General features: G+C 66.9%; 26 protein-coding genes. 15 read left to right on the plus strand and 11 right to left on the minus strand.

Annotated features, from left to right (window positions below):
- Window positions 1-69 precede the first annotated feature (69 nt).
- Genes HNP02_RS07640 through HNP02_RS07650 form a run of 3 tightly spaced genes read left to right on the plus strand, consistent with a single transcriptional unit; the run spans window position 70 to window position 2,321 of the window.
- The gene (locus tag HNP02_RS07640) at window positions 70-1,641 is read left to right on the plus strand and encodes an NAD(P)/FAD-dependent oxidoreductase (protein WP_184436840.1); all 1,572 of its coding nucleotides are present in this window, start codon (window positions 70-72) and stop codon (window positions 1,639-1,641) included.
- A gap of 1 nt (window position 1,642) precedes the next feature.
- Entirely contained in the window at window positions 1,643-1,987 is a 345-nt protein-coding gene (gene fdxA, locus HNP02_RS07645; RefSeq protein ID WP_184436842.1) for a ferredoxin, read from the plus strand.
- 46 nt (window positions 1,988-2,033) lie between these two features.
- Window positions 2,034-2,321, plus strand: coding sequence for a hypothetical protein (locus tag HNP02_RS07650; RefSeq protein ID WP_184436844.1), 288 nt, complete (start codon window positions 2,034-2,036; stop codon window positions 2,319-2,321).
- Here HNP02_RS07650 and HNP02_RS07655 read toward each other — a convergent pair.
- The gene (locus tag HNP02_RS07655; RefSeq protein ID WP_184436846.1) at window positions 2,318-3,004 is read right to left on the minus strand and encodes a demethylmenaquinone methyltransferase; all 687 of its coding nucleotides are present in this window, start codon (window positions 3,002-3,004) and stop codon (window positions 2,318-2,320) included. The two genes, HNP02_RS07650 and HNP02_RS07655, sit on opposite strands and share 4 nt — an antisense overlap.
- A gap of 100 nt (window positions 3,005-3,104) precedes the next feature.
- Here HNP02_RS07655 and HNP02_RS07660 point away from each other — a divergent pair, with 100 nt between their 5' ends.
- Window positions 3,105-3,929, plus strand: a complete 825-nt coding sequence (locus tag HNP02_RS07660; RefSeq protein ID WP_184436848.1) for an SDR family oxidoreductase — start codon at window positions 3,105-3,107, stop codon at window positions 3,927-3,929.
- On the opposite strand, the gene HNP02_RS07665 is transcribed toward HNP02_RS07660, so the two are convergent.
- Complete coding sequence (locus HNP02_RS07665) at window positions 3,926-5,053, minus strand: glycosyltransferase family 1 protein (RefSeq protein WP_184436850.1); 1,128 nt, start codon at window positions 5,051-5,053, stop codon at window positions 3,926-3,928. The genes HNP02_RS07660 and HNP02_RS07665 overlap by 4 nt on opposite strands.
- 107 nt (window positions 5,054-5,160) lie before the next feature.
- Here HNP02_RS07665 and HNP02_RS07670 point away from each other — a divergent pair, with 107 nt between their 5' ends.
- Window positions 5,161-5,853, plus strand: a complete 693-nt coding sequence (locus tag HNP02_RS07670; protein ID WP_184436852.1) for a thioredoxin domain-containing protein — start codon at window positions 5,161-5,163, stop codon at window positions 5,851-5,853.
- Here HNP02_RS07670 and HNP02_RS07675 read toward each other — a convergent pair.
- The 9 genes from HNP02_RS07675 to HNP02_RS07715 form a co-directional block, all read right to left on the minus strand.
- On the minus strand, window positions 5,814-6,311 hold the full coding sequence (locus tag HNP02_RS07675) for a DUF3592 domain-containing protein (protein ID WP_375373653.1): 498 nt from the start codon (window positions 6,309-6,311) through the stop codon (window positions 5,814-5,816). The genes HNP02_RS07670 and HNP02_RS07675 overlap by 40 nt on opposite strands.
- A gap of 38 nt (window positions 6,312-6,349) precedes the next feature.
- The gene (gene menD / locus HNP02_RS07680; RefSeq protein WP_184436854.1) at window positions 6,350-7,999 is read right to left on the minus strand and encodes a 2-succinyl-5-enolpyruvyl-6-hydroxy-3-cyclohexene-1-carboxylic-acid synthase; all 1,650 of its coding nucleotides are present in this window, start codon (window positions 7,997-7,999) and stop codon (window positions 6,350-6,352) included.
- A 23-nt stretch (window positions 8,000-8,022) separates the two neighbouring features.
- On the minus strand, window positions 8,023-8,805 hold the full coding sequence (locus HNP02_RS07685; RefSeq protein WP_184436855.1) for an alpha/beta fold hydrolase: 783 nt from the start codon (window positions 8,803-8,805) through the stop codon (window positions 8,023-8,025).
- Between the two features lie 71 nt (window positions 8,806-8,876).
- Window positions 8,877-9,617: a DJ-1/PfpI family protein gene (locus HNP02_RS07690; RefSeq protein ID WP_309241497.1), complete on the minus strand. Its 741-nt coding sequence runs from the start codon at window positions 9,615-9,617 to the stop codon at window positions 8,877-8,879.
- 8 nt (window positions 9,618-9,625) lie between these two features.
- Window positions 9,626-10,594 carry a GlxA family transcriptional regulator gene (locus tag HNP02_RS07695; protein WP_184436859.1) on the minus strand — a complete coding sequence of 323 codons (969 nt, stop codon included), beginning with the start codon at window positions 10,592-10,594 and terminating at the stop codon, window positions 9,626-9,628.
- A gap of 69 nt (window positions 10,595-10,663) precedes the next feature.
- Complete coding sequence (locus HNP02_RS07700; RefSeq protein ID WP_184436861.1) at window positions 10,664-11,809, minus strand: LLM class flavin-dependent oxidoreductase; 1,146 nt, start codon at window positions 11,807-11,809, stop codon at window positions 10,664-10,666.
- A 75-nt stretch (window positions 11,810-11,884) separates the two neighbouring features.
- Window positions 11,885-12,847 (minus strand): o-succinylbenzoate synthase, encoded by a 963-nt coding sequence (locus HNP02_RS07705; protein ID WP_184436863.1) that lies wholly within the window; start codon window positions 12,845-12,847, stop codon window positions 11,885-11,887.
- 6 nt (window positions 12,848-12,853) lie between these two features.
- Window positions 12,854-14,419, minus strand: coding sequence for a long-chain-fatty-acid--CoA ligase (locus HNP02_RS07710; RefSeq protein ID WP_184436865.1), 1,566 nt, complete (start codon window positions 14,417-14,419; stop codon window positions 12,854-12,856).
- Window positions 14,420-14,449: 30 nt separating this feature from the next.
- Window positions 14,450-16,057: an amidohydrolase gene (locus HNP02_RS07715; RefSeq protein WP_184436867.1), complete on the minus strand. Its 1,608-nt coding sequence runs from the start codon at window positions 16,055-16,057 to the stop codon at window positions 14,450-14,452.
- Window positions 16,058-16,207: 150 nt separating this feature from the next.
- On the opposite strand from HNP02_RS07715, the gene HNP02_RS07720 reads away from it, so the two are divergent.
- From HNP02_RS07720 to HNP02_RS07760, 10 genes are all read left to right on the plus strand, one after another.
- On the plus strand, window positions 16,208-16,633 hold the full coding sequence (locus tag HNP02_RS07720; RefSeq protein ID WP_184436869.1) for a YciI family protein: 426 nt from the start codon (window positions 16,208-16,210) through the stop codon (window positions 16,631-16,633).
- Between the two features lie 135 nt (window positions 16,634-16,768).
- Window positions 16,769-18,373 (plus strand): fatty-acid--CoA ligase FadD8, encoded by a 1,605-nt coding sequence (gene fadD8, locus HNP02_RS07725; RefSeq protein ID WP_184436871.1) that lies wholly within the window; start codon window positions 16,769-16,771, stop codon window positions 18,371-18,373.
- 213 nt (window positions 18,374-18,586) lie between these two features.
- The gene (locus HNP02_RS07730; RefSeq protein ID WP_184436873.1) at window positions 18,587-19,345 is read left to right on the plus strand and encodes an SDR family NAD(P)-dependent oxidoreductase; all 759 of its coding nucleotides are present in this window, start codon (window positions 18,587-18,589) and stop codon (window positions 19,343-19,345) included.
- 81 nt (window positions 19,346-19,426) lie between these two features.
- On the plus strand, window positions 19,427-21,061 hold the full coding sequence (locus HNP02_RS07735) for a GMC family oxidoreductase (RefSeq protein WP_309241463.1): 1,635 nt from the start codon (window positions 19,427-19,429) through the stop codon (window positions 21,059-21,061).
- Window positions 21,058-21,540, plus strand: a complete 483-nt coding sequence (locus tag HNP02_RS07740; RefSeq protein WP_184436875.1) for a hypothetical protein — start codon at window positions 21,058-21,060, stop codon at window positions 21,538-21,540. Before HNP02_RS07735 ends, HNP02_RS07740 begins: the two co-directional genes overlap by 4 nt.
- A 152-nt stretch (window positions 21,541-21,692) precedes the next feature.
- Window positions 21,693-22,424, plus strand: coding sequence for a GntR family transcriptional regulator (locus HNP02_RS07745; protein WP_184436877.1), 732 nt, complete (start codon window positions 21,693-21,695; stop codon window positions 22,422-22,424).
- On the plus strand, window positions 22,417-23,070 hold the full coding sequence (locus HNP02_RS07750) for a cyclic nucleotide-binding domain-containing protein (RefSeq protein WP_255506317.1): 654 nt from the start codon (window positions 22,417-22,419) through the stop codon (window positions 23,068-23,070). The genes HNP02_RS07745 and HNP02_RS07750 overlap by 8 nt, the downstream gene beginning before the upstream one ends.
- Window positions 22,967-23,347: a putative nucleotidyltransferase substrate binding domain-containing protein gene (locus HNP02_RS42570; protein ID WP_309241465.1), complete on the plus strand. Its 381-nt coding sequence runs from the start codon at window positions 22,967-22,969 to the stop codon at window positions 23,345-23,347. Before HNP02_RS07750 ends, HNP02_RS42570 begins: the two co-directional genes overlap by 104 nt.
- Window positions 23,344-23,988 carry a 3'-5' exonuclease gene (locus tag HNP02_RS07755; protein WP_309241466.1) on the plus strand — a complete coding sequence of 215 codons (645 nt, stop codon included), beginning with the start codon at window positions 23,344-23,346 and terminating at the stop codon, window positions 23,986-23,988. The genes HNP02_RS42570 and HNP02_RS07755 overlap by 4 nt, the downstream gene beginning before the upstream one ends.
- 189 nt (window positions 23,989-24,177) lie before the next feature.
- Window positions 24,178-25,071 (plus strand): dihydrodipicolinate synthase family protein, encoded by an 894-nt coding sequence (locus HNP02_RS07760; protein ID WP_184436879.1) that lies wholly within the window; start codon window positions 24,178-24,180, stop codon window positions 25,069-25,071.
- The last annotated feature ends 13 nt before the right edge of the window (window positions 25,072-25,084 follow it).

Raw genomic sequence — 25,084 nt, forward strand, 5'->3', positions numbered from 1 at the left:
CTTCCAATTGTGTCAGTACTGACATATTGTTCGATCGAGTACTCGCCTACCGAGAAGGAGAACTGGGCAATGAGCGATTACGACGCGATCGTCGTAGGTGCCGGTCACAACGGACTGACCGCGGCGGCACTCCTGCAACGCGAGGGCCTGAAAACGGTGTGCTTGGAGGCCAACACCTACACCGGCGGCATGGCGGCGACCGTTGAGCTGATCGACGGATTCCGTTATGAGATAGCCGGTTCGGTGCAGTTTCCCACGTCCAGCGTGATCGCCAAGGATCTGGGATTGGACACCCTCGCCACCCTCGAGCCGGAAGTCATGTCGGTCAACATCGGGGAGGGCGGAGAGGAGCCGATGATCTTCTACCGGGATCCGATGAAGCTGATGGCACACCTCGGTGAGAGGCATGGCGCCGAAGCCATGATGGGGATGACCGGGCTGATCGAGTGGAGCCAAGGCCCGGCGCGCGCGCTCGGCCGCTTCGACGTGCGCAAGCCGCCCAAGACGCTCGACGAGATGTTCGCCTGCGCCTCGAACGAAGCCGAGCGCAAGGCCATTCACGAGATGTTGTTCGGGTCGGCGATGGACGTCATCGACCGCTATCTGCCCGACAAGGACAAGCACGCGGTGATACGCGGGATGATGGCCTTCCTCGCCGTGAACTCCACATACCGCGGGCCGTACACGCCTGGCAGCGCAACGTGTCTGGCCTTCGCGCTGGCGGTCCCCGACGACACCACGGCGATGATGACCAAGCTGGACGGTGGCATCGGCGCACTGACCCAGCACCTACACGAGCTGTTCCTCGCCACCGGCGGCGAACTCCGACTTCGCACCAAGGTGGACAAGATCCTCGTCGAGAACGACCGCGTCACCGGGGTACGGCTGCGCGATGGTTCGGAGATCACCGCGTCGGTCGTCGTGTCCAACCTATCCCCCGACGTGACCCTCCTCGACATGGTCGGAGTCGAACATCTACCGTCGGATCTGGTCTCCCGCCTGACCGGTCGTGACCACCGCGCGGCGTACATCCAGATGCACTTCGCCCTCGACGGCCTCCTCGAATACGCCGCGCCCTACGAATTTCTCAACGAACCGGGCATGCAGCAGTCGGTCAGCATCTTCGGCACACCCGAAGAACAGCAGTGGCAATGGGAGATGTGCGCACGTGGCTTCCTGCCGGACAACCCGTCACTGGGCCTCCAGATCCCGTCGGTCACCGACCCCCAGCTCGCGCCTCCCGGCAAGCACGCCGCAAGTGCATTCGCGTACGCCTTCCCCGTCGAGGTCGACCGCGAACAACACGGTCGGCTCAAGAACGAGATGGCAGAGCGGGTCATCGACAAGATCACGCAGTTCGCCCCCAACTTCAGGGACATTCAGATCCGGCACATCACCTTTGCGTCGTATCACATGCAGACCATGTTCGGAGCGCCTGCTGGCGACTTCTGCCATGGACTGCTGCACCCGGATCTGATGGGTCAGAACAGGCCCGGCCCCAAGGGATTCCTCGACCTACCCGTGCCGATCGATGGGCTCTACCTCGGCGGCGCCGGCTGCCACGGCGGTCCAGGAATCACGTTCACCCCCGGCTACAACGCCGCCTACCAAGTTCTCGACGACTCGCCGGCCACTCGCTGACATGACGTATTCGATCGCCGAACCCTGCGTCGACATCAAGGACAAGGCGTGCGTCGAGGAATGCCCCGTCGACTGCATCTACGAGGGTGCTCGCATGTTGTACATCCAGCCCGACGAGTGCGTGGACTGCGGCGCCTGCGAACCGGTCTGTCCGGTGGAGGCCATCTTCTACGAGGATGACATTCCCGATGAGTGGAGCGGCTACACCCAGATCAACGCCGACTTCTTCAGTGAGCTGGGATCACCGGGCAGCGCGTCCAGGACGGGCATGACGGCGAACGACCCACAGATGGTGATGGACCTGCAACCGATGGGCAGGACCGCTGACGGCAGCCGTCATTCTTAGGGTAAACCCCGATTTCATTCCCGCGAATGACGGCTAGCGTGCGGTCATGACCACGGCACTCCCCGTCGCCACTCGCTTCTTGGTGGAGTGGTACCGACCAAACCTGACGCGGGAGTTGATCGACGGCATGGTCGCCGGGCTCAACGCGGCCATCGCGATCCTGTCCGCCGAGGGGTCACCGGTGTGGCTGGTGATGACGGTGGCGGTACCCACCGACGAGGTGCTCTACGGCGTGTTCGCCGCCGACACACTGGACCTGGTGCGGGCTGCCTGCGAGCGGGCCGGGTCGGTGCCCGAGCGGATGAGCGTCGACATCGACGCCCGCACCTTCTAGGGCTTGCTTGCGGCGTGCAGGGCGACGATGCCGCCGGAGAGATTGCGCCAGCGCACCGCCGACCATCCGGCAGTCGAGATCTGCTGCGCCAGTTCGGGCTGATCGGGCCATGCGCGGATCGACTCGGCGAGATACACGTAGGCGTCCGGGTTCGACGACACTGCGGTGGCAATCCGCGGCAGCGCCTTCATCAGGTACTCCTTGTAGACGGTGGCGAACAACCCGTTCGTCGGCGTGGAGAACTCGCACACCACCAGCCGGCCACCGGGGCGCGTCACCCGCGCCATCTCGCGTAGCCCGGCCTGGTGATCGACGACGTTGCGCAGTCCGAAGCTGATCGTCACGGCGTCGAACGTCTCGTCGGCGAAGGGCAGCCGCGTGGCGTCGCCCGCGACCTTGGGCACGTCCCTGGCTGCGCCCGCTGCGAGCATTCCCACCGAGAAGTCGCACGCCACGCACGCCGCCCCCGATGCGGCCAGCTCCACCGTCGACACCGCGGTCCCAGCCGCCAAGTCGAGCACGGTGTCGCCTGGGCCGATCTGCAGCGCAGCGCGGGTCGCCCGTCGCCAGTACCGGTCCTGACCGAGTGACAGCACGGTGTTGGTCAGGTCGTACCGTCGCGCGACGCCGTCGAACATGGACGCCACTTCGTGCGGGTCCTTGGCCAGCGTCGCCCTGTTCACGGTGCCGACGCTACCTGTGAATGTGCACGTGGCGGGAATGGGTAACCCCCTCACGCGTTGGTACCCCGCAGGAGGCACACGGAACGAAAGAGGAGAAGGCATGGCTGACAAGGTTTGGTTCATCACGGGTGCGTCGCGTGGCTTCGGCAGGGAGTGGACGATTGCGGCCCTGGAGCGCGGCGACAAGGTGGCGGCGACGGCGCGGGACACCGCGACACTCGACGACCTGGTCGCCAAGTACGGTGACGCACTGTTGCCGATCAAGCTGGACGTCAACGACCGCGCGGCCGACTTCGCGGCGGTCCGGGCGGCCCACGACCACTTCGGTCGGCTGGACATCGTCGTCAACAACGCCGGCTACGGCCACTTCGGCTTCATCGAGGAGCTCACCGAGCAGGAGGCCCGCGACCAGATCGAGACGAACGTCTTCGGTGCGCTGTGGGTCACCCAGGCCGCGCTGCCCTACCTGCGGGCCCAGCGCAGCGGCCACATCATTCAGGTGTCGTCGATCGGCGGCATCACCGCATTCCAGAACGTCGGCATCTACCACGCCTCGAAGTGGGCGCTCGAGGGCTTCTCGCAGTCGCTTTCCCAGGAGGTCGCGCCGTTCGGCATCCACGTGACGCTGATCGAGCCTGGCGGGTTCTCCACCGACTGGGCGGGCTCGTCGTCGAAACGCTCCGCGCAGCTGCCCGACTACAAGGAAGCGCACGAGGCGGCCGAACGCGCCCGCAGCCAGCGCGTCGCCACGCCCGGTGACCCGCAGGCATCCGCCGCCGCGGTGCTCAAGATCGTCGACGCCGAGAAGCCGCCGCTGCGGGTCTTCTTCGGGTCTCTGCCGATCCAGCTCGCGAAGGCCGACTACGAGAGCCGGATCAAGACCTGGGACGAGTGGCAGCCGGTCGCCGAGCTCGCGCAGGGCTAGGCGGCCTTGCGGCGGGCCTCGCCCATGACCGCGTCGTAGTGGCCGAGCAGCTGATCGCACACCGCGGGCCAAGTGCGGTTCAGCACGCTACGGCGGGCGGCCACCGAGTAGCGTGCGCGCTCGGCGATCAGGTGATCGACGGACTCGGACAGTCGGGCTTCGAACTGGCTGACGGGCAAGAGCAATCCGGTGTGCATGGGCGTGACCAAATCACGCGGTCCGCCCGCATCGGGAGCGACGACCGGTAGGCCGGACGCCATCGCCTCCTGCACCGCCTGGCAGAAGGTCTCGTGCTCACCCGCATGCACGAAAACGTCCATGCTCGCGTACGCGGCGGCCAGTTCGGCACCGTACAGCGCGCCGGTGAAAACAGCTGAGGGCATGAGGGATTCGAGCTTGGGTCGGTCGACGCCGTCACCGACGACGACCACCCGAAGGTCCCCGCGGGCGGCCAAGCCGGCCAACCGTTCGACGTGCTTCTCCGGCGCAAGGCGGCCGACGAAGCCGATGATCGGCTTGCCGTCGGGCGACCACCTGGCACGGAGCGCGCCGTCACGCGCGGAGGGCACGAAGCCCGTCACGTCGACGCCTCGTCCCCAGTGATGCACCCGCGGGACGCCATGTGCGACCAGGTTTTCCATCGCCGACGTCGATGGCGCAAGGGTGCGGTCGGCGCGCGAGTGCAGATGACGCGTCCACGCCCATGCGACCCGCGACATCATGCCGACGCCGTAGCTCTCTGCGAAACCCGCGATGTCGGTTTGGAATACGGCCACCGTCGGCACGCCAAGGAAGCGCGCGGCATGCAACCCGCCGTAGCCGAGCAACGCGGGCGATGCGAGGTGCACCACGTCGGGCTTGAATCCCCGCAGCACGCCCACCATCCGCGGCCGGGGCACACCCAGCGGCAATGAGGTGACCTTGGGGAACATCCGCGACGGCACCCGATGAACGCGGATGCCATCGTGCAGACGTTCGGCGGGCTCCTCGCCGCGCGGTGTGTCCGGGGCGATGACGAGCGCCTCGTGGCCCGTGCGACGGAGATGCTCGATCACCCGAAGCACCGAGTTGGAAACACCGTTGACGTTCGGGAGGAAACTCTCTGCGACGATCGCAACGCGCACAACGGAATAGTGACAGCGTCGACTGTCGAGGAGGTTGCGTAGAGGAATACGACACGCAAAGAGTCGCCCCCGCATACTGGAGGGGTCACATCAACGAGGAGGCACCAATGCGGGTTGTGCGAACGGCGCTGGTGGTCGCCTTCAGCCTCGTATTGGTGGTCACCGGGTGCAGCCGTCAGATTACCGGGACCGCCCAGGTGGACCCCAACCAAACGCTGGCCAGCATCACCAAGGACGGGTTCGGCATCCGCGCGGGCTCCGAAGAGGCGCCAGTGCAGGTGGAACTCTACACCGAACCGCAGTGCAGCCACTGCGCCGACCTGCAACACGACTTCGGCGATCAGATCGCCTACTACATCGGCATCGGGGCACTCGCGGTGACGTACCGCCCGGTGACCTTCCTCGATCAGGTGCCCGACGGATACTCCGCGCACGTCGCCAAGGCGATGTTCGCGGCCGCGGCGCCCGGTGGTGCCGAGGGCACCGACGGCACGACCGCACGCGCGTTCCAGCACTTCGTCCAAGACCTGTGGGGACATCAGGATCTCGGAGGGCCAGGCCCCTCGGAGAACGACATGGCCGACATGGCGCAGAAGTCGGGAATCCCCGCCAGCCAGGTCGACGCGATCGCGAGCGGCGCGTCGGACGTCGACACGAAGAACATGACCGACACCAACATGGAGTTCCTGTTCGAGATCGACCAGGTGAACACCGGAACGCCGACGATCTACGACCTCAAGAAGGACGAGAAGATCGACATCTACGACAACGACTGGCTTTCCAAGTTGATGGCGTCCTGACGATCCAGGCGCCGCTGCACGACAGCCAAGCCGAATAGGGCCGCCCAGGCGATCAACCAGCCGACCACCGCGATCGATCCGGCGGGGATGATCGCCAGCGAGGCGTTGCGGTGCTGCACCCGCACCAGGTCGGGGTTGGTCTTGTCGTACTCCACGTAAATCCGCATGCCCGTGTCCAATTCGGACGGATAGAGCACGCCGAGCTCCGGCCGGTACGTGACGCGGTCTGGCGTGACGAACTCGATGGTGGAACGGCGCGGGCCCGCATCGAGAACCTCGGCGGCGGCCACTCCCATGTTGTGTTCGATCTGACGGTCGTTGCGCCACGCGCCGAATACCAGGAGCAGCGACATCAGGGTGACCAGGAACGCCGCGATGACTACCCCGATGCGCGTCCAACGAATGATGCGCTGCGGGCGCGTCTCGCCGGGTTCGCCGTACAGGTGCGGAATCACGATGGCGCGCACCGCGTTCAACCGCGCAGTGATCTCCTTGATCACAGTGCGGCCTTGATCGACGCGTGCAACGCCCGCAGCGATGAGCGGTCGGCCTTCACCTCCAGCACCCGCATGCCGTCGAATTCCTCGGTCAGTGCGGCGGAGAGATCGTCGGCCTCGACCTGACGGCTTTCCACGTGATACGCGCGGCACAGCGCGCCGACGTCGACGTCGTGCGGGGTGCCGAAGATCCGTGCGGACACGTCGGAGAACCGGGGGTCGCCCTGCTCGAGCAGTTCGAAGATGCCGCCGCCGTTGTCATTGGACACCACGATGGTCAGGTTCTTCGGGGTCGGCTCGGTGGGGCCGATCAGCAGGCCCGAGCTGTCGTGCACGAACGTGAGGTCGCCGATCAGCGCGATGGTGCGTCCGCCCGTGCGGTCATGGGCCAGCGCCGCGCCGATCGCCGTCGACACCGTTCCGTCGATCCCTGCGACGCCGCGGTTGGACCGCACCTTGATCTTGGGGGCCACACCTCCCGGGTGAATCAGGTCGACCAGCGCGGCGTCGCGGACCGGGTTGGACGCGCCGAGCACCACCTGGTCGCCGTCGCGCAGACCCTTGGCGATGGCGGCCGCGACGTGCAGCCCCGTCGTCAGCGGATGCGCGGCGAGTTGCGCGCGGACCGTCTCGACGGCCTTGGCGTTCGCCGCGGCGCACCGCTTCAGCCATTCGGGGTCGGGCGTTCCCGAAGTCACGGCGCGGGTGCCGGTGGCCTGCGAGTTTCCGGACACGTCGGGCCAGCGTGGCCCGGTGGTCAGGGCGAACACCGGAACGGACGAATCGGCCAGCAGCGTGGACACCTGCCGGTGCAGCGTCGGGCGCCCGAGCATGATCACCTGCTGAGGGCGCAGCGACGGCAGCGCCAACGGATGCAGCGGGTTGGCCGCGGGCGGTGCCGTCGGCTCGGCGACGGTCGGCAGGTGCGCGAGGTTCTGCTGCACGCCGGCACCGTGGCCGGCGATGACGACGGTGTCGGGGGTCAGGTCGATGTCGAGCGGCTGATCGAACGTCACCGGCGGCGTGTACGTCCAGGACTTCCCGTCCGGCCTGCCTGCCGGAGCGTAGTCCCCGGTGGAGACGGCGTCGGGCACCAACGGCTCGCGCAGCGGGATGTCGAACTGCACCGGTCCTGCGTTCGCGCTGCGAGACCCCTTGGCGGCCACCAGGACTCGACAGGTCGCCGAACGCCACTGGGCGTTGAGTTCGTTCAAGTGCTCAGTCGCGCCCTCGGCGAGGCCGAGACTGATCGTCTCCCGCATCTGGGTGCCGAAGTAGCCGAGCTGTTCCATCGTCTGGTTGGCGCCGGTGCCGAGCAGTTCGTAGGGCCGGTTGGCGCTCAGCACGATCAGCGGCACGCGCGCGTAGTTGGCCTCGATGACCGCGGGCCCGAGGTTGGCCACCGCGGTGCCCGACGTCATCGCGACGCAGACCGGCGCTCCCGCCGCGACGGCCAGCCCGATCGCCAGATAACCGGCCGTGCGCTCGTCGATGCGGACGTGCAGCCGCAAGCGGCCGTCGCGGTCGGCGTCGTGCAGGGCGAAGGCCAGCGGAGCGTTGCGCGAACCGGGGCACAACACGACGTCGCGGACGCCGCCGCGAACGAGTTCGTCGACGACGACGCGGGCCTGCGTCGTCGAGGGGTTCATGATGCCGCCACTAGATCACTGTGTCATACGGCCGCAGCGAAGAACTCCAGCGCTGCGGCGTTCACGGGCTCCGGCCGCTCGAGGAAGCCGAGGTGTCCGGTATCGGGTATCTGCAGGTAGCGGCCGTTCGGGAGGGCGTCGGCGACCTCGCGGGCCAGATGGGGCGGCAGCACGATGTCGTCTGAGAAGCCGACCACCAGCACCGGCGCCGTGATGTTCCGGTAAGCAGGCAACCGGTTGCCCTCCGGCGCGATCCTGTTCTGGCTGCGCAGCCCTGGCGTCGGCTTGGTGGGCCACATGGTGAACATGTCGATCCAGTCGCGCACGGCCTGATCGTCGTTGAGCGTCTTGCGCGAGAAGTTCTCCAGCAGCCTGACCCGTGCGTCGTACTTCGGAGGGAGCTCGACACCGGACTCGAAGAGCTCCTCCTCGGCGGCGCGGAAGAAGTCGCGGGTGCGGTCCTCGCGGCCGCGAGTGGCCATCAGCACCGCTGCGGATACCAGGTCGGGGCGGGCCAGCATTAGCTCCTGGGTGACGAACGATCCCATCGAGTTCGCCACGATGCGGACGGGGCCCGCCGCGAGCTTCTCGATCAGCGCCGCGGTGTCGCTGACCATCTGCCCTGTGGTGAAGCCCTGGGCGTTCTCGGTCGCGCCGACACCGCGGTTGTCGAACGTGATGATGCGGTAGCCGGCCCGCAGGAAGGCCGGTACCTGGTGCAGATGCCAGGTCCGGCCCGCTCCCCCGCGGCCGGCGATGAACAGAACGGGCTCCCCCGAGCCGCGGTCGTCGTAGGCCAGATTCACCCCGGCGACCCTACTCGACGGCGGCTTGTGTGCGCGCGGTAGCGGTGAGAGCGTTACCGGGCGTGCACAAATCACCGGGTGGCGACGGGCTGGCGTTTCTTGCCGCGGCCGCGGGCGGCGCGAATGGCCTGTTCCCACAGCAGCAGGGTGGTGTGCTTGAGCAGGGTGGGCGTGATCAGTTCCTTCGAGAACAGGGCTGCCGCGGCTGCCTTGGTGGCGACCGAGGCCTTGGACAGGTGCCCGGAGTCGAACGGCGGCTGTGGGTCGTACTCGATGCCCAGCTGGATGGCCTTGGCCTTGGCCTCTCCGCCGATCTGGCCGGCCAGCCACAGCCCGAGATCGATGCCCGCCGACACGCCTGCGCACGTGACGATCGACCCCTCGCGCACGATCCGTTCGTCGCTCACCGGCGTCACGCCGAAGGCCTTCAGCGTCGGCACCGCCATCCAGTGCGACGTGGCGCGCTTGCCCTCGAGCAGCCCCGCTGCGGCCAGGATCACCGAGCCGGAGCACACCGACGCGGTCCAGTCCGCGGTCTGGTTGGCCTGTCGCACCCAGGCGAGCAGCTTCTCGTCGCGGGCGTGCTCGAACGTCGTCATCCCACCGGGGATGAGCAGCAGGTCGGGCGAAGGGGTTTCGTCGAACGAGTGGGTGGCTCCGACGAGGAGCACGCCGGAGTCCGCGGCGATCGGGCCCGGCTCATGCCAGACGAACCGGACCTCGGTGTCGGGCAGGTTGCGCAGCACCTCGTAGGGACCGATGAAGTCCAGCGCGGTGAAGCCGGGGTAGAGCACGATGGCGATCTGCATGATTCTCTCTCCTAAGCGAAGGTCTTGCGGTACTGGTCGGGTGATACGCCGATGCGTCGAACGAAGTTGCGCCGCATGGTTTCTGCCGTGCCGAAGCCGCAGCGTGCGGCGATTACGGTGACGGTGTCGTCGGTCTCCTCCAACTGCCTGCGCGCGGCCTCGGTGCGGACGCGCTCGACGTAGGCTCCTGGTGCCTCGCCGACCTCGACGGTGAACACCCTGGTGAAGTTCCTCGGGCTCATCGCGGCGCGACGGGCGAGATCGGTAATGCTGTGCGCGCCACCGGGTTCGGACTCGATGGCCTCCTGGACGTCGCGAATGGGTGCCCGCTTGGCGCGCGGCATCCACACCGGCGCGGCGAACTGTGTCTGCCCGCCAGGGCGGCGCAGGTAGAGCACCAGCCACCGGGCGACGGTCTGCGCGGCGTCGGTGCCGTAGTCCTCCTCGACCAGCGCGAGGGCCAGGTCGATGCCCGCGGTCACCCCTGCCGCCGTCCACACGGATTCCGAGCTGCGCACGAAGATCGGTTCGGGATCCACGTCGACGTCGGGGAACTCGCGCGCCAGCTGCCCGGCGTACGCCCAGTGCGTGGTGGCGAGACAACCGTCGAGCAGTCCGGCCTGCGCGGCCAGGAACGCTCCGGTGCACACGCTGACGACGCGCCGCGACGTGGTGGCAGCCACCCGGACCCAGGCAACGGCGCCGGGGTTCTGGCGCACCGCGTCGATGCCGATGCCGCCGGGAAGGACGACGGTGTCGATGGGGCGCCAGGGGTCAGGCAGCGGCTTGGCGACGAGCTCGAGTCCGGTGCCGGTACTGACCGGTTTTCCGTCGAGCGACGTGATGGTGACGTCGTAGCCGTCGTCCTGGCGGCCGCGGCTGAGCAGGTACAGCGTGGCGCCGGTGAACACCTCGAACGGGCCAACCAGGTCGAGGGCCTGCACGCCCTCGTATGCCGCGATGACCACCGACCGCTTCACAGACTTCAGTGTTCGCGACGCAGGCCTTGTCGTCTATGCCACGCACCCCACAGATCAGGACAGCGTGGCTTAGAGTCTCTTCAATCCGCGCATGATCTTGAAGAACGGCCCCATCGCTGCCAGACCGTTGCGCAGGCTCCTCTGCATGACGCTGCAGTGCAGCAGAACCACATGGCGGACCCCGCAATCGCGCCACTCCGCTGCCTGTTCGATGACCTCACCCGCCGTCCCCACCAGCGCCATGTCCCGAACCAGTGACGAAGGGATGGACTTGATATACGACAGCGCCGTCGGCTCATCCCAGTCCTGGGGCAAGATGTCTTGCGCGCCCGCGAAGCCGACCCCCAACGGGTGCTGTGCACCGTGTTGAGCAAAGAACTCGTCCGATGCGTTCAACGCGGCCGCCTTGACCATTTCTGACTCCAATGCCTCATCCACCTCCCCGCGGGTACGGCCCGTGAGGACGGGCAAACATATCGCCGGAACGATCGACATCGGGTCGCGCCCCGCATCCGAGGCAGCCGCTCGAACCACTTCCAGGCGCCGCGCATACTCCTCCGGCTTGTGTGAGAAGGCCGGGAAGAAGCCATCCCCGTAGCGTCCGACGGCGCGCAACATGCGCGGACCGTGCCCGGCGATCCAGATCTCGGGCCACTTGCCCTTGTACCGCGGCAGATCGAATACTGCGTTGTGCAATGGGAAGTACGGCGAATCCCGGTTCACCAGTTCACCGTTCGAGTCCCACAGCGCGCGGATCGTGGCCATCGCCTCCTCGAATCGCGCGACCGGCTTCGACCAATCCACCCCGTAGGGCTCGTTGCCCTCGCGTTCACCGGTGCCAATGCCGAGGATGGCCCGACCTCGGGTCAACAGGTTCAAGGTCGCGGCGGCCTGCGCGGTGACAGCCGGGTTGCGGCGACCGGTATCGGTGACAGCCACGCCGAGGGGGATGCGACCAATGCGGTTGCGTGCGGCAATGTGCCCGAGCATCGTCCAAGGCTCCATGTAGGCGTCCGCCGAAGGCAGGATCTTGGCTGCGCCACAGTATTTCGGTTGCCACAGAGCCCGAGGGAACAACGCGTTGAGATGGTCGGGCACCCAGAACGAGTCGAGGCGGCTGGCGACAGCACTGAGATAGCTGGCTCGGGTGAAGGTGTCGGCCGCTGGGCGGCCGGCGATGATGAAATCCACTAGGCCTACACGAAGTCCGGACATGTCTGAGCCTCTCGTCGATACCGATCGATCCGGCTCAGTGTCTCGCCTTGCACAGCGGCGGCCTCGAGTAGTCGGCTACTCGAAAATCAGCGGGTAGCAGGCCGTCACGCGCTCGATCCACCACTGCCGTCGCTCAGAGCGTGCGGCCAACGCGGCCAACCGCGCGGGATCCGGCGCCACCGGCCCGACCGGCAGATAGCCGTCGACCGGCGGCGACGGGTCGGTCACGTCCTCGACGAACAGCCCGCCGGTGCCCAGCCCGCAGGCGTGCCGCAGGTCGGGCAGGCACGCGGCGGCCAGCAGTCCGCGTGACATGCCGATCGCCGAGTCCAGCGCGCTGGACACCACGATCGGCACGTCGATCTGGCCTGCGATGTCCAGCAGGCGTGCGACACCGCCCAGCGGGGCGACCTTGACCACGGCGATGTCGGCGGCCTTCGCGCGTACCACCAGCAGTGGGTCGTCGGCCTTGCGGATGCTCTCGTCGGCGGCCACCGGCACGTCCACCAGGCGCCGTACTTCGGCAAGCTCGGGCACCGTCGCACAGGGCTGCTCGAGGTACTCGAGCGGTCCGTCGGCGGTCAGTGCCCGTGCGGCCGCGACTGCTTCCTGCACCGTCCAGCCGCCGTTGGCGTCGACCCGGACCAGAGGCACCAGGGCGCGCACCGCGTTGACCCGAGCGACGTCGTCGGCCAGCGTCTGGCCCGGCTCGGCCACCTTCACCTTGGCCGTCCGCGCGCCGGGGAACCGGGCGAGCACGTCGGGCACCCGGGCCGCGTCGACGGCGGGCACCGTGGCGTTGATCGGGATGCGCGTCCGCAGCGGTTTCGGCGGCTCGGTGTAGGCGGCCTCGACGGCGGACGCGAGCCAGTGCGCGGCCTCGACGGGTCCGTACTCGAGGAAGGCGCCGAACTCCCCCCAGCCGACGGGACCCTCGAACAGCGCCACCTCGCGAACGTCGATGCCGCGGAACCGAACTCGCATCGGAAGCGCGACGACGTGCAGACGCGCGAGCAGGTCGTCGAGTGATGGCGTCATACGGGCCTAGACCGCGCGGCCGCTGCCCTCCCAGTGCGGTCTGCGGAGGTCCTTCTTCAGGATCTTGCCGGTGGGGTTGCGCGGCAAGGCGTCCACGATGTCGACGGTCTTCGGGCACTTGTAGGCGGCCAGCTGCTCGCGGGCGAACGCGATGATCTCCGCCTCGGTGGCCTCGCCGTCAAGCGCCACAACGGCTTTCACCGCCTCACCCCACTTCTCGTCGGGCACGCCGATGACGGCGACCTCGGCGACGGCGGGATGCTCGGCCAGCACCCGCTCGACCTCGATCGAATACACGTTCTCGCCGCCCGTGATGATCATGTCCTTTAGCCGGTCCTCGACGAAGATGTAGCCCTCTTCGTCGACGCGGCCGATGTCACCGGTGCGGAACCAGCCGTCCTCGGTGATCGCCTCGGCCGTCGCCTCCGGCTTGTTGTGGTAACCCTTCATCAATTGCGCTGAGCGGAACCACAATTCGCCCTGCTCGCCCTCCGGTACGTCCTCCAAGGTGTCGGGGTTCACCACGCGCACCTCGGCGTTGGGGATGAGCGTCCCTGCACTCGACAGCCGCTCCTCCTTGCCGGGATCGCGGTGGGCCTCGGGAAGCAGGTGGCTGATGACGCCGCACAACTCGGTCAGCCCGTAGGCCTGGATGAAGTCCGTGTTCGGCCATGCCTTCAGCGCCGCACGGAGCAAGGGCAGCGGCATGGGTGATGCGCCATACGAGTAGGTCTTCAGCGCGCCGAACAGCTTGACGGCGTCCTCCCCCGATTCCAGCACCTTGGCCAGCACCGCGGGCACCAGGAAGGTTCGGTTGGCGCCCTGCAGGATCGCACCGGCAAGCGCGGCGCCGTCGACGTCGCGCGTCACCACACTTGGCACCCCGTTGTGGATGCCGAGCTGGGCGTAGGACGAGCCGCCGACGTGGAACAGCGGCATCGACACCATGTTCTTGTCGCCCTCGTCGAACTCGAATCCCTCCTGCCCGTTGACCGTGTGGGCGATGAGGTTGGCCTGGGTCAGCAAGACGCCCTTGGGACGCCCGGTGGTGCCCGACGAGTACATGACGATGCAGACGTCGTCCGATTCGACGTCGGCACCCCGGCCGACCGGAGTCGCAGAGGCCAGCACGGCCTCGTACTCGTCGCCGTCCGCTCCGTCGGGCGTGACCTCGATGACGTGTTCGACGCCGCCGAGCTCGTCGCGGATCTTGTCGATCGCAGGCTTGAGGTCCGTCCCGACGATGAGCAGCTTGGCGCCGGAATCGTTGAGCACGTAGTCGAGTTCGTCGGCGGCGAGCCGGAAGTTGATGATCGCGTTGGCCGCGCCAAGCGACGCGGCGGCCAACGTCAGCTCCAGGCAGGCGGGGTGGTTCTTGTCGAGGAACGCGACGACGTCACCGCGCCCGACGCCGCGTTCGACCAACGCCCCGGCGAGGCGGCGGATGCGGTCGTCCCACTGTGCCCACGTCCACGTGCGGCCGAGATAGGTGATGGCCTCGGCGTCGGGTGTGACGTCCGCCCAGTGCGCCGTGCGTTCATCGAGGAATCGGGGATCGGCCAGCTCTGACATGACTCGAGCGTAGCCACGGCCGCGATCGTGTCAGTCGCCTTTCGCGTAAACCTGACGACCCGCGAGGTACGTCGCGCGAACCTCCAGGTCGGCGATGTCCTCGGGCGGCACCGCCCGCGGGTCGGCCGCCAGCACCACCAGGTCGGCGTACTTGCCGACCTCCAGCGAGCCGATCACGTCGTCGGCGAACAACTGGTACGCCGCGTCGATGGTCTGAGCGCGGATGGCCTGGTCGACCGTCAGCCGTTCCTCGGGCGCCATCACCCTGCCGCTCGGCGCGGTGCGCGTGACCGCCACGCTGATGTTGCGCAGCGGTTCCTCCGGCGTCACCGGCGGGTCGTTGTGCAGTGAGATCCGCATACCCGTCTTGACCGCGGATCCGCATGGCATCCAACGGGTTCCGTGTTCGGGGCCGAACAGGCCGTCGACGATGATGTCGCCCCAGTAATGAATCTGGTCGACGAACAGGCTGCACGTGACGCCCATGTCGTGGGCGCGCTGCAGCTGCTCGTCGCGGATCGCGCCGACGTGCTCGAGCCGCAGCCGGTGGTCGTCGCGGGGCCAGCGCCGCAGGGCCTCTTCATAGATGTCGAGGATCGTGTCGATGCCTGCATCACCCATGACGTGGCACGACATCGGCCAGCCCTTCGGGAAGTAGGCGCCGACGATCTCGGTGAGCTGCTCGGGCGTGTAGTTGGCGTGACCGCAGGATCCGGGCGTCACGCCGATGGTCCGGGTCGCGTCGGTGTCCAGATAGGGGAACGACAGGTCGATGTTGCCGATCCACGGTGAACCGTCGACCCAGATCTTGATGCCGACCTGCCGGAACAGGTCGTCGCCGTTGGCCGGAACCATGTCGGTGGACAGCTGGGTGTTGGAGATCTCGTAGGCCCGCAGCCGCACCGTGAGGCCGTTGCGCATCTGCTCGACGATCGGCCGGAAGACCGGGTCGAACGCCATCTCCGAACACGTGGTGAGCCCAGCACGGTTGAGCCGGGCGAGCTCGGCGCGCAGCATCGCGGGATAGTCGCTTGGCGTGATCGCGCCCCCCAACAGGCCGAACACCGCACCCGTTTCCTCTCCCGTGCCGTCCAGCTCGCCGTCGGCGTCGTGCCCGAACTTGGCGCCCTTGGGGTCGGGAGTATCGCGGGTCACCCCGGAACGTGCGGCCGCCGCGGCGTTGAAGAACACCTTGTGCCCGGAGTTGTGCACGATCACCAGCGGGGTGTCGGGGGCGATGCCGTTCAGCCAGGCCAGCGTCGGCTCGGGCAGACCCACTTGCAGCAGCGGATCCCAGCCGTTGAGGTAGGCGCCGTCGGCCCCGCGCTTGGCGACCTCGGAGCGGATCGCGGCGACGACGGCGTCCGGGTCGCGAACGGTGACCGGGCGGATGTCGACCATGCGGTCGGACAGCACGACGGCCTCCATCAACGGATGCCCGTGTGCCTCGATCAGCCCCGGCATGATGCAGCCGTCGCCGAGCTCGACGACGTCGGTGTCGGGCCCGATCCACACGTCGACGTCGGCCCGACTCCCGACCGCGACGATCCGCCCGTCGGCGACCGCGAGCGCTTCGGCGGTGGGACGCGCCTCGTCCACGGTCAGCACCGTCCCCAAAAGGACCAGCTCAGCAGGCATTAACGCAGCGATTCGCAGTCACGCAAAAGATTCTTCAGAAAAGTTTCGCGGCCCGTGTCGATTTCGGGGGGTTGCCAGTCGACGTCTAGTACGAGGGGCACTTGAACAAGAATGAACGGGCCCCGCCCACAACAACAAGGAGACAGAGAAATGGCGCGTTACATGCTGATCCTGCGGTCCACCCCTGCGGCCGAAGTGGCGATGGCGGAGCAGAACATCGACTTCGACCAGATCATCGAGTCGATGGGCCGCTACAACGAGGAGCTGATCAAGGCCGGCGTGATGCTGGCAGGCGAGGGCCTCGCCGGTCCCGAGGAGGGCTTCGCGGTCAACTTCGATTCCGAACCGCCAGTGGTCACCGACGGCCCCTACACCGAGGCCAAGGAGCTGTTCAACGGCTTCTGGATCCTCGACGTGTCATCGGCCGACGAGGCCAAGCAGTGGGCGCTCAAGTGCCCGCTGGGCACCGGCGCCAGGCTCGAGGTTCGCCGGGTGTCCGAGACCGAGGAGTTCGACCAGGACAACGAGTGGATCCAGAAGGAACTCCAGTGGAAGAAGGACGGCGTCTGGAAGTAAGCGTCCGCCGCCAACGCAAAATCCAGACACAGTCCCCGGCGATGTGACCCATCGCCGGGGACTGCGGCGCCCACGCGAGCGCACGATTGGTCCGGTACCGGTGACCGTTTCTGTAACACGTTCTAGTCTGTCCTTATGAGTGACGACCTGCTGCGCCATCCGATCCACTCCGGGCACATCACGGTGAGCGCGCTGAAGCGCCACAAGGACAAGCCGGTGCTGTTTCTCGGTGACACCACACTGACCGGCGGGCAGCTGGCAGAACGCATCAGCCAGTACATTCAGGCGTTCGAGGCGCTCGGCGCAGGCACAGGGAGCATCTCCGGCCTGCTGTCGCTGAACCGACCCGAGGTGCTGATGATCATCGGCGCCGGCCAGACCCAGGGCTACCGACGAACGGCACTACACCCTCTCGGCTCACTCGACGACCATGCCTTCGTGCTGTCCGACGCCGAGGTGACGTCGTTGATCATCGATCCGAATCCGATGTTCGTCGAGCGGGCCTTGGGCCTGCTCGAGAAGGTGCCGTCGCTCAAGCAGATCCTGACCATCGGCCCCGTGCCCGACGCATTGGCCGGGCACGCGGCCGTCGATCTCACCGCCGAGGCCGCGAAGTACGAGCCCAAGCCACTGGTGGCCGCGGACCTGCCGCCAGATCACATCGGCGGGATGACGTACACCGGCGGCACCACCGGCAAGCCCAAGGGCGTCATGGGTACGACGGGGTCGATCACCACCATGACGACCGTTCAGCTCGCCGAGTGGGAGTGGCCGGAGAACCCGCGGTTCCTGATGTGCACGCCGCTGTCGCATGCGGGCGCAGCGTTCTTCACGCCGGTCATCGTGAAGGGCGGCGAGCTCATCGTGCTGACGAAGTTCGACCCCGCCGAGGTACTGCGCGTGATCGAGGAGCAGAAGATTTCGTCGACCATGTTGGTGCCGTCGATGATCTACGCGTTGATGGATCACCCCGATTCGCACACCCGCGACCTGTCGTCGTTGGAGACCGTCTACTACGGCGCGTCGGCCATGAACCCGGTGCGATTGAAGGAGGCGATCAAGCGGTTCGGCCCGATCTTCGCGCAGTACTACGGCCAGTCCGAAGCGCCGATGGTGATCACCTACCTGGCCAAGGGCGATCACGACGAGAAGCGGCTGACCTCCTGCGGACGGCCCACGCTGTTCGCTCGCACTGCCCTGCTCGGCGACGACGGCAAGCCCGTCGCGCAGGGCGAGGTGGGCGAGATCTGCGTGTCCGGCCCGCTGCTGTGCGGCGGCTATTGGAAACTGCCAGAAGAAACGTCCCGAACTTTTCATGACGGCTGGATGCACACCGGCGACCTGGCGCGCGAGGACGAGGACGGCTTCTGGTACATCGTCGACCGGACCAAGGACATGATCGTCACCGGCGGGTTCAACGTGTTCCCCCGTGAGGTGGAAGACGTTGTGGCAGAACATCCTTCGATCGCGCAGGTGTGCGTGATCGGCACGCCGGACGAGAAGTGGGGCGAGGCGGTGACGGCCGTGGTGGTGCTGCGGCCCGACGCTCCGACCGACGAGGCGTCCGTCGCAACGATGACCTCCGAGATCCAGTCCGCCGTCAAGGACCGCAAGGGCTCGGTGCAGTCACCCAAGCAGGTGATCGTCGTCGACTCGGTGCCGGTGACCGCCCTCGGCAAGCCGGACAAGAAGGCCGTGCGCGCGCAGTTCTGGGCGGGTGCGGGCCGCGCCGTCGGCTAGCTTTCCCCGCGAGCAGTCGCAAATGGCCCTCATTTGGGCCGATTCAGGGCCATTTGTGTCTGCTCGGCAGGGCGTTCGGCTGCTCCGTCAGTCAACGCCCCATTGACGGCGATGCGTTTGCGAGTCACACTCTGGTGGCATATTGTCGACAACAGAACAATTTCTGTCCACGCATTTTCTGGTGGCATTCACACGAAACGAGGATCAAACCCCATGGGCGAGTTGCTGGCTGGAAAGACCGTCATCGTCACTGGTGCCGGCGGAGGGATCGGACTGGCGACGGCGCTGCATCTGCTGGAGGAAGGCGCCCAGGTGGTCGCCACCGTGCACAAGGAGTCGTCGCTACCCGAGCTGAAGGTCGACAACGACAACCTCGTCGCCCGCGTGGTGGACGTCGCCGACGAACAGCAAGTCAAGGACGTCATCGCCTTCGCAGTGCGAACGTTCGGCAAGCTCGACGGCATTGTGAACAACGCCGGTGTACTCATCCCCGGCACCATTCTCGACGCCTCAGTGGAGGACTACCAGAAGACCTTCGACGTCAACGTCAAGGGCGTCTTCCTTGGCTCGAAATACGCGATCCCCGAGCTGATCAAGGCCGGCGGTGGGTCGATCGTGAACTTCGGCTCGATCAACTCGATCGGCGCCGAGAAGCTGCTAACGACCTACACCGCCAGCAAGGGCGCCGTCCTGACGATGACGAAGGCCATCGCACTGGACTTCGGCTCGCAGGGGATCCGGGCGAACACGCTGTGCCCTGGATTCGTCGACACCCCGCTCAACGTCCCGCACTACACCGCGCTGGGTGGACGCGAGGAGCTCGAGGCTGGATTGCCCGACTTCCAGCCGATCGGGCGGGCGATCCTGCCCCTCGAGATCGCCCACTCGGTGGCCTTCCTGCTGTCGGATCATTCGACGGCCATCACCGGCACCGCGTTCGTCGTCGACGGCGGCGTCCTCGCCGGAGCCTGAAGCGTTGCGCTGGAGCACCATTGAACTATCCCGGCGGTCGGCCGGCCGGCCGCCGGGGCCGAGACGATTGAGGGGTCGACAGTGACATCGAATATCAGCGACGCCGATGAGCCCACCGTCGACGTCCTAGTCATTGGCGCCGGCCCCTCGGGCGCCGTGGTCACCCACACCGCCGCCGCAGCGGGCCTCAGCGTCATCTGTCTCGAGCAGGGCGACTGGGTCAACCCCAGCGACTTCCCTGCCAACCATCCCGAGTGGGAGCTGCTGATTCAGCACGACTGGGCCCACGACCCGAACGTGCGCGCACTGCCCTCGGACTACCCCGTCGACGTCACCGACTCCGATATGTGGCCGGTGATGTTCAACGCCGTCGGCGGGAGTTCCATCTTCTACGGCGCCGAGTGGCCGCGGCTGCTGCCCTCGGACTTCCGCGTCAAGACACTCGACGGCGTGGCTGATGACTGGCCGATCAGCTACGACGACCTCAAGCCCTACCACGACGAGGTCGACGAATTCATCGGCGTCTCCGGCGTGGGCGGTGACACTGCCTATCCCGAAGGTCTGGACTACCCGCTACCGCCGCACCCCCTTGGCAAGCCCGGTATCAAGGCCGCCGAGGCCGCGAACAAGCTTGGATGGCACTGGTGGCCCGGAACCAACGCCATCCCCAGCCAGAAGTACAAGACCCTTGAGCAGTGCGGGCGTTGGGGTGTCTGCGAATGGGGTTGCCCGCAGGGGGCCAAGGCGTCCTTCGACCTGATCTACATGCCGCAGGCGCAGCAGGCCGGTGCCCAGGTCATCACCGGGGCGCGGGTGCGCAAAGTGGTCACCGACGACGAGGGCAATGCCACAGGAGCGGAGTGGGTCGATCGGGATGGCACCGTTCGGTTCCAGCCAGCCCGGTCGGTAGTGCTGTGCGCCAACGGGATTGGTACCCCGCGGCTGCTGCTGCTCTCGGCCGATGACCATCACCCCGACGGCTTGGCCAACTCTTCGGGGATGGTCGGCCGCAACCTCATGCTGCACCCCAACTGCACCGCCATCGGTTACTACGACGAGAACCTCGAAAGTTGGCGCGGCCCAGCAGGTCAGCTGATCCACTCCATGCAGTTCTACGAGACCGACAAGTCCCGAGGCTTCGTGCGCGGCGCCAAGCTGCACGCGCTGCCGACTCCCGGACCGCTCAACACCATCGAGGCGCACCGGGAATTGGACTTCGACGATCTGTGGGGCCCCGCCATCCACGACGTCGCTCGCCGGTCCTCGAACGGCATCCTTTGGGCAGCGAACTCCGAAGACCTTCCCGATCCCGACAACCGGGTGAGGCTATCACCGGAGCAGGTCGATTCAGACGGCCTCCCAGCCCCGAAGATTCACTACACCGTCAGCGAGAACACCCGCAAGATCCTCAAGTTCACGGTCGAGCGGATGGTCGAGGCGCACGAGGCAGCTGGCGCCACCCGGGTCATCACCCAGGAACTGTGGGTGGATCAGCCGGGACACCTGCTTGGGACCGCTCGCATGGGTGACGATCCCACGACCTCGGTCGTGAACTCCTACGGCAAGGCCCATGATGTCGACAACCTCTACATCGCCGACGGCAGCATCTTCGTCACCTCCGGCTCGGCGAACCCGACCTGCACCATCAGCGCCCTGGCGCTGCGGGTGGGCAAGAAGGTCGTCGAGAACGTTTCGGCCCGAAAGGCACAGTCATGAAGGCCGCCCGCCGTCTATCGGTCCCGGTCCGCGACACCCACCCGCCGCGGGAGATGAGCCACGACGAAGTGGCCACATTGCTGCGGATCGCGGACTGCCTGATCCCCGCCGCCGGACCGAACCCGGCGGCCAGCAACGCCGAGAACTATCTCGAGTTTCTGCATCTCGCGCTGGCGGCGCGGGCGGATGCGTTCGACGCCGTGATGGATGCCGTCGCCACCCTCGCCGCGGTTCCCGACGAGGAACTGCGAGCGGCGCTCAAGCACGTGTGGGCCACCGACAAGGCGACCTTCGATCCGCTGTCGGCGATCCTGGCCGGCGCCTACTTCATGACCCCCCAGGTCATGGCACTCATCGGTTACCCCGGTCAGCACCGCGACCCCGCCGGCCTGGAAGACGCGGCCACCGAGCTGGAGACCGGGATCCTCGAGCCCGTCCTGGAGCGCGGGTCCATCTACGTCTCCGCTGCGGGCGAGTGACCGAACACGAGGCGGGACTACGGCTCCGGCGCGCCCAGTCGGCCGGGCGAGGTCCGGGTCAGGTCACTGGGAACAGCTATTGTCGACAATTAGGCATACCTGGTGGCGCGGGTTCGACATCCCCGCGCGGGCTTGATGCGAAAGGACTTCCAGTGTCTGAACCTACGACCGGAGCGTTCGCTGCCACCTTGGGCCGCAACGCCTCCAAGAAGGTTTCCTTTGGACCGATCGAGCAACGCACCACGCCGGGGTCGGTCGCCCACGTTCTGCGCACGGCGATTCTCGACGGCACTTTGGCACCCGGCAGTCAGCTCCGTGAGATCCCCCTGGCCGCCGATCTTGGTGTCAGCAGAGCTCCACTGCGAGAGGCCCTCGCGATGCTGGCCGACGAAGGCCTCATCGTGAAGTACCCGTACCGCGGAGCGTTCGTCGCCGAAGTCAGCGCCACCGGGATGTCGGAGATCGCAAGCCTGCGCAAACGCCTAGAGCCCTACGCCATCGAACTGGCGATTCCGCGATTGACCGGAACCAACCGGATCAAGGTCACCCGGCCCTTGGAAGACATGGCCATCGGCGCCGACAACAACGACCTGACGGCGACGATCGACGCGCACATGGCCTTTCACCGCGCCTTCTACGAGCTGTCCGAGCACAAGCTGCTGCTGGACTTGTGGAAGAGCTGGGAGGCGCAGCTGCAGATGTTCTTCTCCGCCGATCATCAGGCATTTGCCGACCTGCACGAATTGGTCGCCGAACATGAACGGCTGCTGAGCATCATCGACCGCGGCGACGTCGACGAAATCACCCGCGAGATCGCGGTGCACGTCCACAGTCCCTCAGCCGAAGAGGTCGCGGCCGAATCGACCGCGTCGACGGATGCGTGAGTACGTCGACTTCCTGGGTGCGCAATCCCCCTACGATGCCCTCGACGCCGCGGACCTCGCCGCCCTCGCGCGTCTGATCGAAGTCGAATACTTCGCCTCGGGAACCACCATCGTGGAAGCCGGCGGTTCGGCGTTGACCCACTTCTACGTCATCCGCACCGGCGAGGTCGAAATTCTCGACCGCGGCCGGGCCGTCGACGTGCTCGGGTCCGGTGAGACCTTCGGTCAAATCTCGGTACTGTCGGGGCTGCCGCCGCCGCTGAGCGCCCGAGCTGCCGAGGACACCCTGTGCTACCGGTTCCCCAACCCCCGCCCCGCCCTCCAGCACCCCGAGCGTCTGCAGTTCAGCCACTACGGGTCGCTGGTCACCCGGGAGCGGCTCGCCCGGTCCGGGTTGGTCGACCAAGCCCTGCGCTCTGCGCGCAACCAGATGCGTCCGGTGGTTTGGTGCCCGCTGCAGGCCACCGTCAGTGAGGCGGCCGCGGTGATGACCTGTTGGGGCACAGCGTCGTCACCCGGTGGGGTTCGTGCGGAACTTCGTCGTGGAGCACTCCGGGGAGCACCGCGGCCGGCTGGATCTGAAGGCCGGCGGCCTGGTGCCGATCGCCTCACTGGGGCGCTGGATCGCGGTGGTGAGCGGAGATGACCGCGGCTCTACCGTGACCCGCTTGCGTCGAGGTGAACAGGCCGGCCTGCTCACCGTTGATGAGACCGAAACGCTGGTGCGGGCCTTCGAGTACGTCTACGGATTGGTCCTCGGCCGGGAGATCGAGGCGATCCGGGCCGGTGACACCGCTGCCACCACGTGGATCGCGCCCAATCAGCTCGACACGTTGACCCGTCGCTATCTACGTGAGGCGTTCCGCGCCGTCGCCGAGGTGCAGAACCGTCTCGACGGCGAGTGGGTGGCCCGGTTGTCGTGACACGACGCTGGCGCGGCCCTCGTGAACAACCGCTGGCTCGGCCATGGCGGGAGGCCGAGTACGTCGTGGTGGACGTGGAGACCACCGGGCTGGACCTCAAACGCGACGCCATTGCTTCTTACGGAGCAGTGGTCATCCGTGACGGGCGAATCATGGTCTCGGAGAACACCTATGGACTAGTCAGCGTCGGCTGTGAAATGACGGCAGCGTCGACCGCGGTCCACACTCTGCGTCGCGTGGACATCGCCGACGCCCCACCGCTATCGCACGCGGTGGCGGTTCTCGACACCCTGCTGCAAAACCGGATCCTGGTCGCCCACGCCGCCTGGATCGAGCAAGCATTCCTGAGCCGGGCCTTCGCCGCGCACGGTGCCGCGCTGTGCTGCCCCGTCATCGACACCGCCGCTTTGGCGCGCGCCGAGGGTATCGCCCCGAGGTCCTCGCGCAGGGAACCCAATCTGGAATGGCCGGCCGAGGCGATCGGGCTGCCGGTGGTCAACCCGCACCACGCCCTAGGCGACGCCACCACCACTGCTCAAGTATTCCTCGCCCTGACCTCGCGGCTGGGTCGGCTCGGGTACCGCACAGCCCTGGACTTCGTCGACCTCACCGCCGGAGATCGAGCTCTCCAACGGAGGTGAGCACCGCGCCCTCCCGAGTCAACGGCTTTGGCTCCGCGCGGCTGGGCTGCATCCCGCGCTTGTGATTCATGCCCCAATCAAATCGTTCTCTTGTCGACAATCGCCAATATCAGTATGGTGGTGACCAGAGCGCCCGACCAATCGAGCGGCGCCCGCACCGAATCCCCGACGTCGAAGGAACTCCGAAACATGACCAAGAAGCTGGGCGGCATCCTCGCTGCCGTCTCGACTCCATTCGCCGCTGACGGCAGCGTCGACGAGGGCGCCCTACGCGGCCACGTCGACTTCCTCATCGACAACGGTCTGCACGGCCTGGTTCCCGGTGGCAGCACAGGCGAATTCGCCGCTCTGACCTCCGATGAGCGCAAGCTCGTCAACAAGGTGGTCATCGATCAGGCAGCCGGCCGAGTCCCCGTTGCCCCGCAGACCGGGTCCACCAGCACTGCCGAGGCGATCAATCTGTCCAAGCAGGCCGCCGACGACGGCGCCGACGCCGTGCTGCTGGTCCAGCCGTTCTACGAGGCGCCGACCCGCCACGAGGTCATCGAGTACTTCGCCACCGTCGGTGAGGCCGCCGGCGTGCCCGTCATCGCCTACAACCTGCCCGGCGCAACCGGCATGAACCTCGACCGCCCGTTCTACCGCGAGCTGCTCGAGCGCACCGACGCGGTGAAGTACATCAAGGACACGTCCGGTTCCATCGAGCAGGCCTTCGACCTCATCTTCAACCTCGGTGACGCCATCGAAACGTTCGTCGGCTGGGACACCATCGTGCTGCCCGCCTTCTCTGCGGGCGCGGCTGGATCCATCTGGGGCGCACCGAACTTCGCGCCCAAGGAGTGCGTGGCGATCTTCGATCTGGCCAAGGAGGGCAAGACCGCCGAGGCGTTCGTCATCTTCAAGCGGCTCTGGAACGTCTTCGACTTCCTTGGCAAGGAAGGGTATGCCGTCTCCACCAAGGCCGCCGCACAGGCCGTGGGCGTCGACCTCGGCTACGCCCGCGCGCCCTACGGCCCGCTGTCAGCCGACAAGCAGGACGAACTGACCAAGCTGATCGCCGAGACCGGTCTGAACTACGCCTAGCTCGACCAGCGCA

The organism is Mycobacterium sp. AZCC_0083, assembly GCF_014202335.1.
Lineage (GTDB): Bacteria > Actinomycetota > Actinomycetes > Mycobacteriales > Mycobacteriaceae > Mycobacterium.

Bases quoted from the DNA above. Each gene is read 5' to 3' on its own strand.
- HNP02_RS07640 (WP_184436840.1), top strand. From the start codon at position 70: ATGAGCGATTACGACGCGATCGTCGTAGGTGCCGGTCACAACGGACTG.
- fdxA (WP_184436842.1), top strand. From the start codon at position 1,643: ATGACGTATTCGATCGCCGAACCCTGCGTCGACATCAAGGACAAGGCG.
- HNP02_RS07650 (WP_184436844.1), top strand. From the start codon at position 2,034: ATGACCACGGCACTCCCCGTCGCCACTCGCTTCTTGGTGGAGTGGTAC.
- HNP02_RS07660 (WP_184436848.1), top strand. From the start codon at position 3,105: ATGGCTGACAAGGTTTGGTTCATCACGGGTGCGTCGCGTGGCTTCGGC.
- HNP02_RS07670 (WP_184436852.1), top strand. From the start codon at position 5,161: ATGCGGGTTGTGCGAACGGCGCTGGTGGTCGCCTTCAGCCTCGTATTG.
- menD (WP_184436854.1), bottom strand. From the start codon at position 7,999: ATGAACCCCTCGACGACGCAGGCCCGCGTCGTCGTCGACGAACTCGTT.
- HNP02_RS07700 (WP_184436861.1), bottom strand. From the start codon at position 11,809: ATGTCCGGACTTCGTGTAGGCCTAGTGGATTTCATCATCGCCGGCCGC.
- HNP02_RS07705 (WP_184436863.1), bottom strand. From the start codon at position 12,847: ATGACGCCATCACTCGACGACCTGCTCGCGCGTCTGCACGTCGTCGCG.
- HNP02_RS07710 (WP_184436865.1), bottom strand. From the start codon at position 14,419: ATGTCAGAGCTGGCCGATCCCCGATTCCTCGATGAACGCACGGCGCAC.
- HNP02_RS07715 (WP_184436867.1), bottom strand. From the start codon at position 16,057: ATGCCTGCTGAGCTGGTCCTTTTGGGGACGGTGCTGACCGTGGACGAG.
- HNP02_RS07720 (WP_184436869.1), top strand. From the start codon at position 16,208: ATGGCGCGTTACATGCTGATCCTGCGGTCCACCCCTGCGGCCGAAGTG.
- fadD8 (WP_184436871.1), top strand. From the start codon at position 16,769: ATGAGTGACGACCTGCTGCGCCATCCGATCCACTCCGGGCACATCACG.
- HNP02_RS07730 (WP_184436873.1), top strand. From the start codon at position 18,587: ATGGGCGAGTTGCTGGCTGGAAAGACCGTCATCGTCACTGGTGCCGGC.
- HNP02_RS07740 (WP_184436875.1), top strand. From the start codon at position 21,058: ATGAAGGCCGCCCGCCGTCTATCGGTCCCGGTCCGCGACACCCACCCG.
- HNP02_RS07750 (WP_255506317.1), top strand. From the start codon at position 22,417: ATGCGTGAGTACGTCGACTTCCTGGGTGCGCAATCCCCCTACGATGCC.
- HNP02_RS07760 (WP_184436879.1), top strand. From the start codon at position 24,178: ATGACCAAGAAGCTGGGCGGCATCCTCGCTGCCGTCTCGACTCCATTC.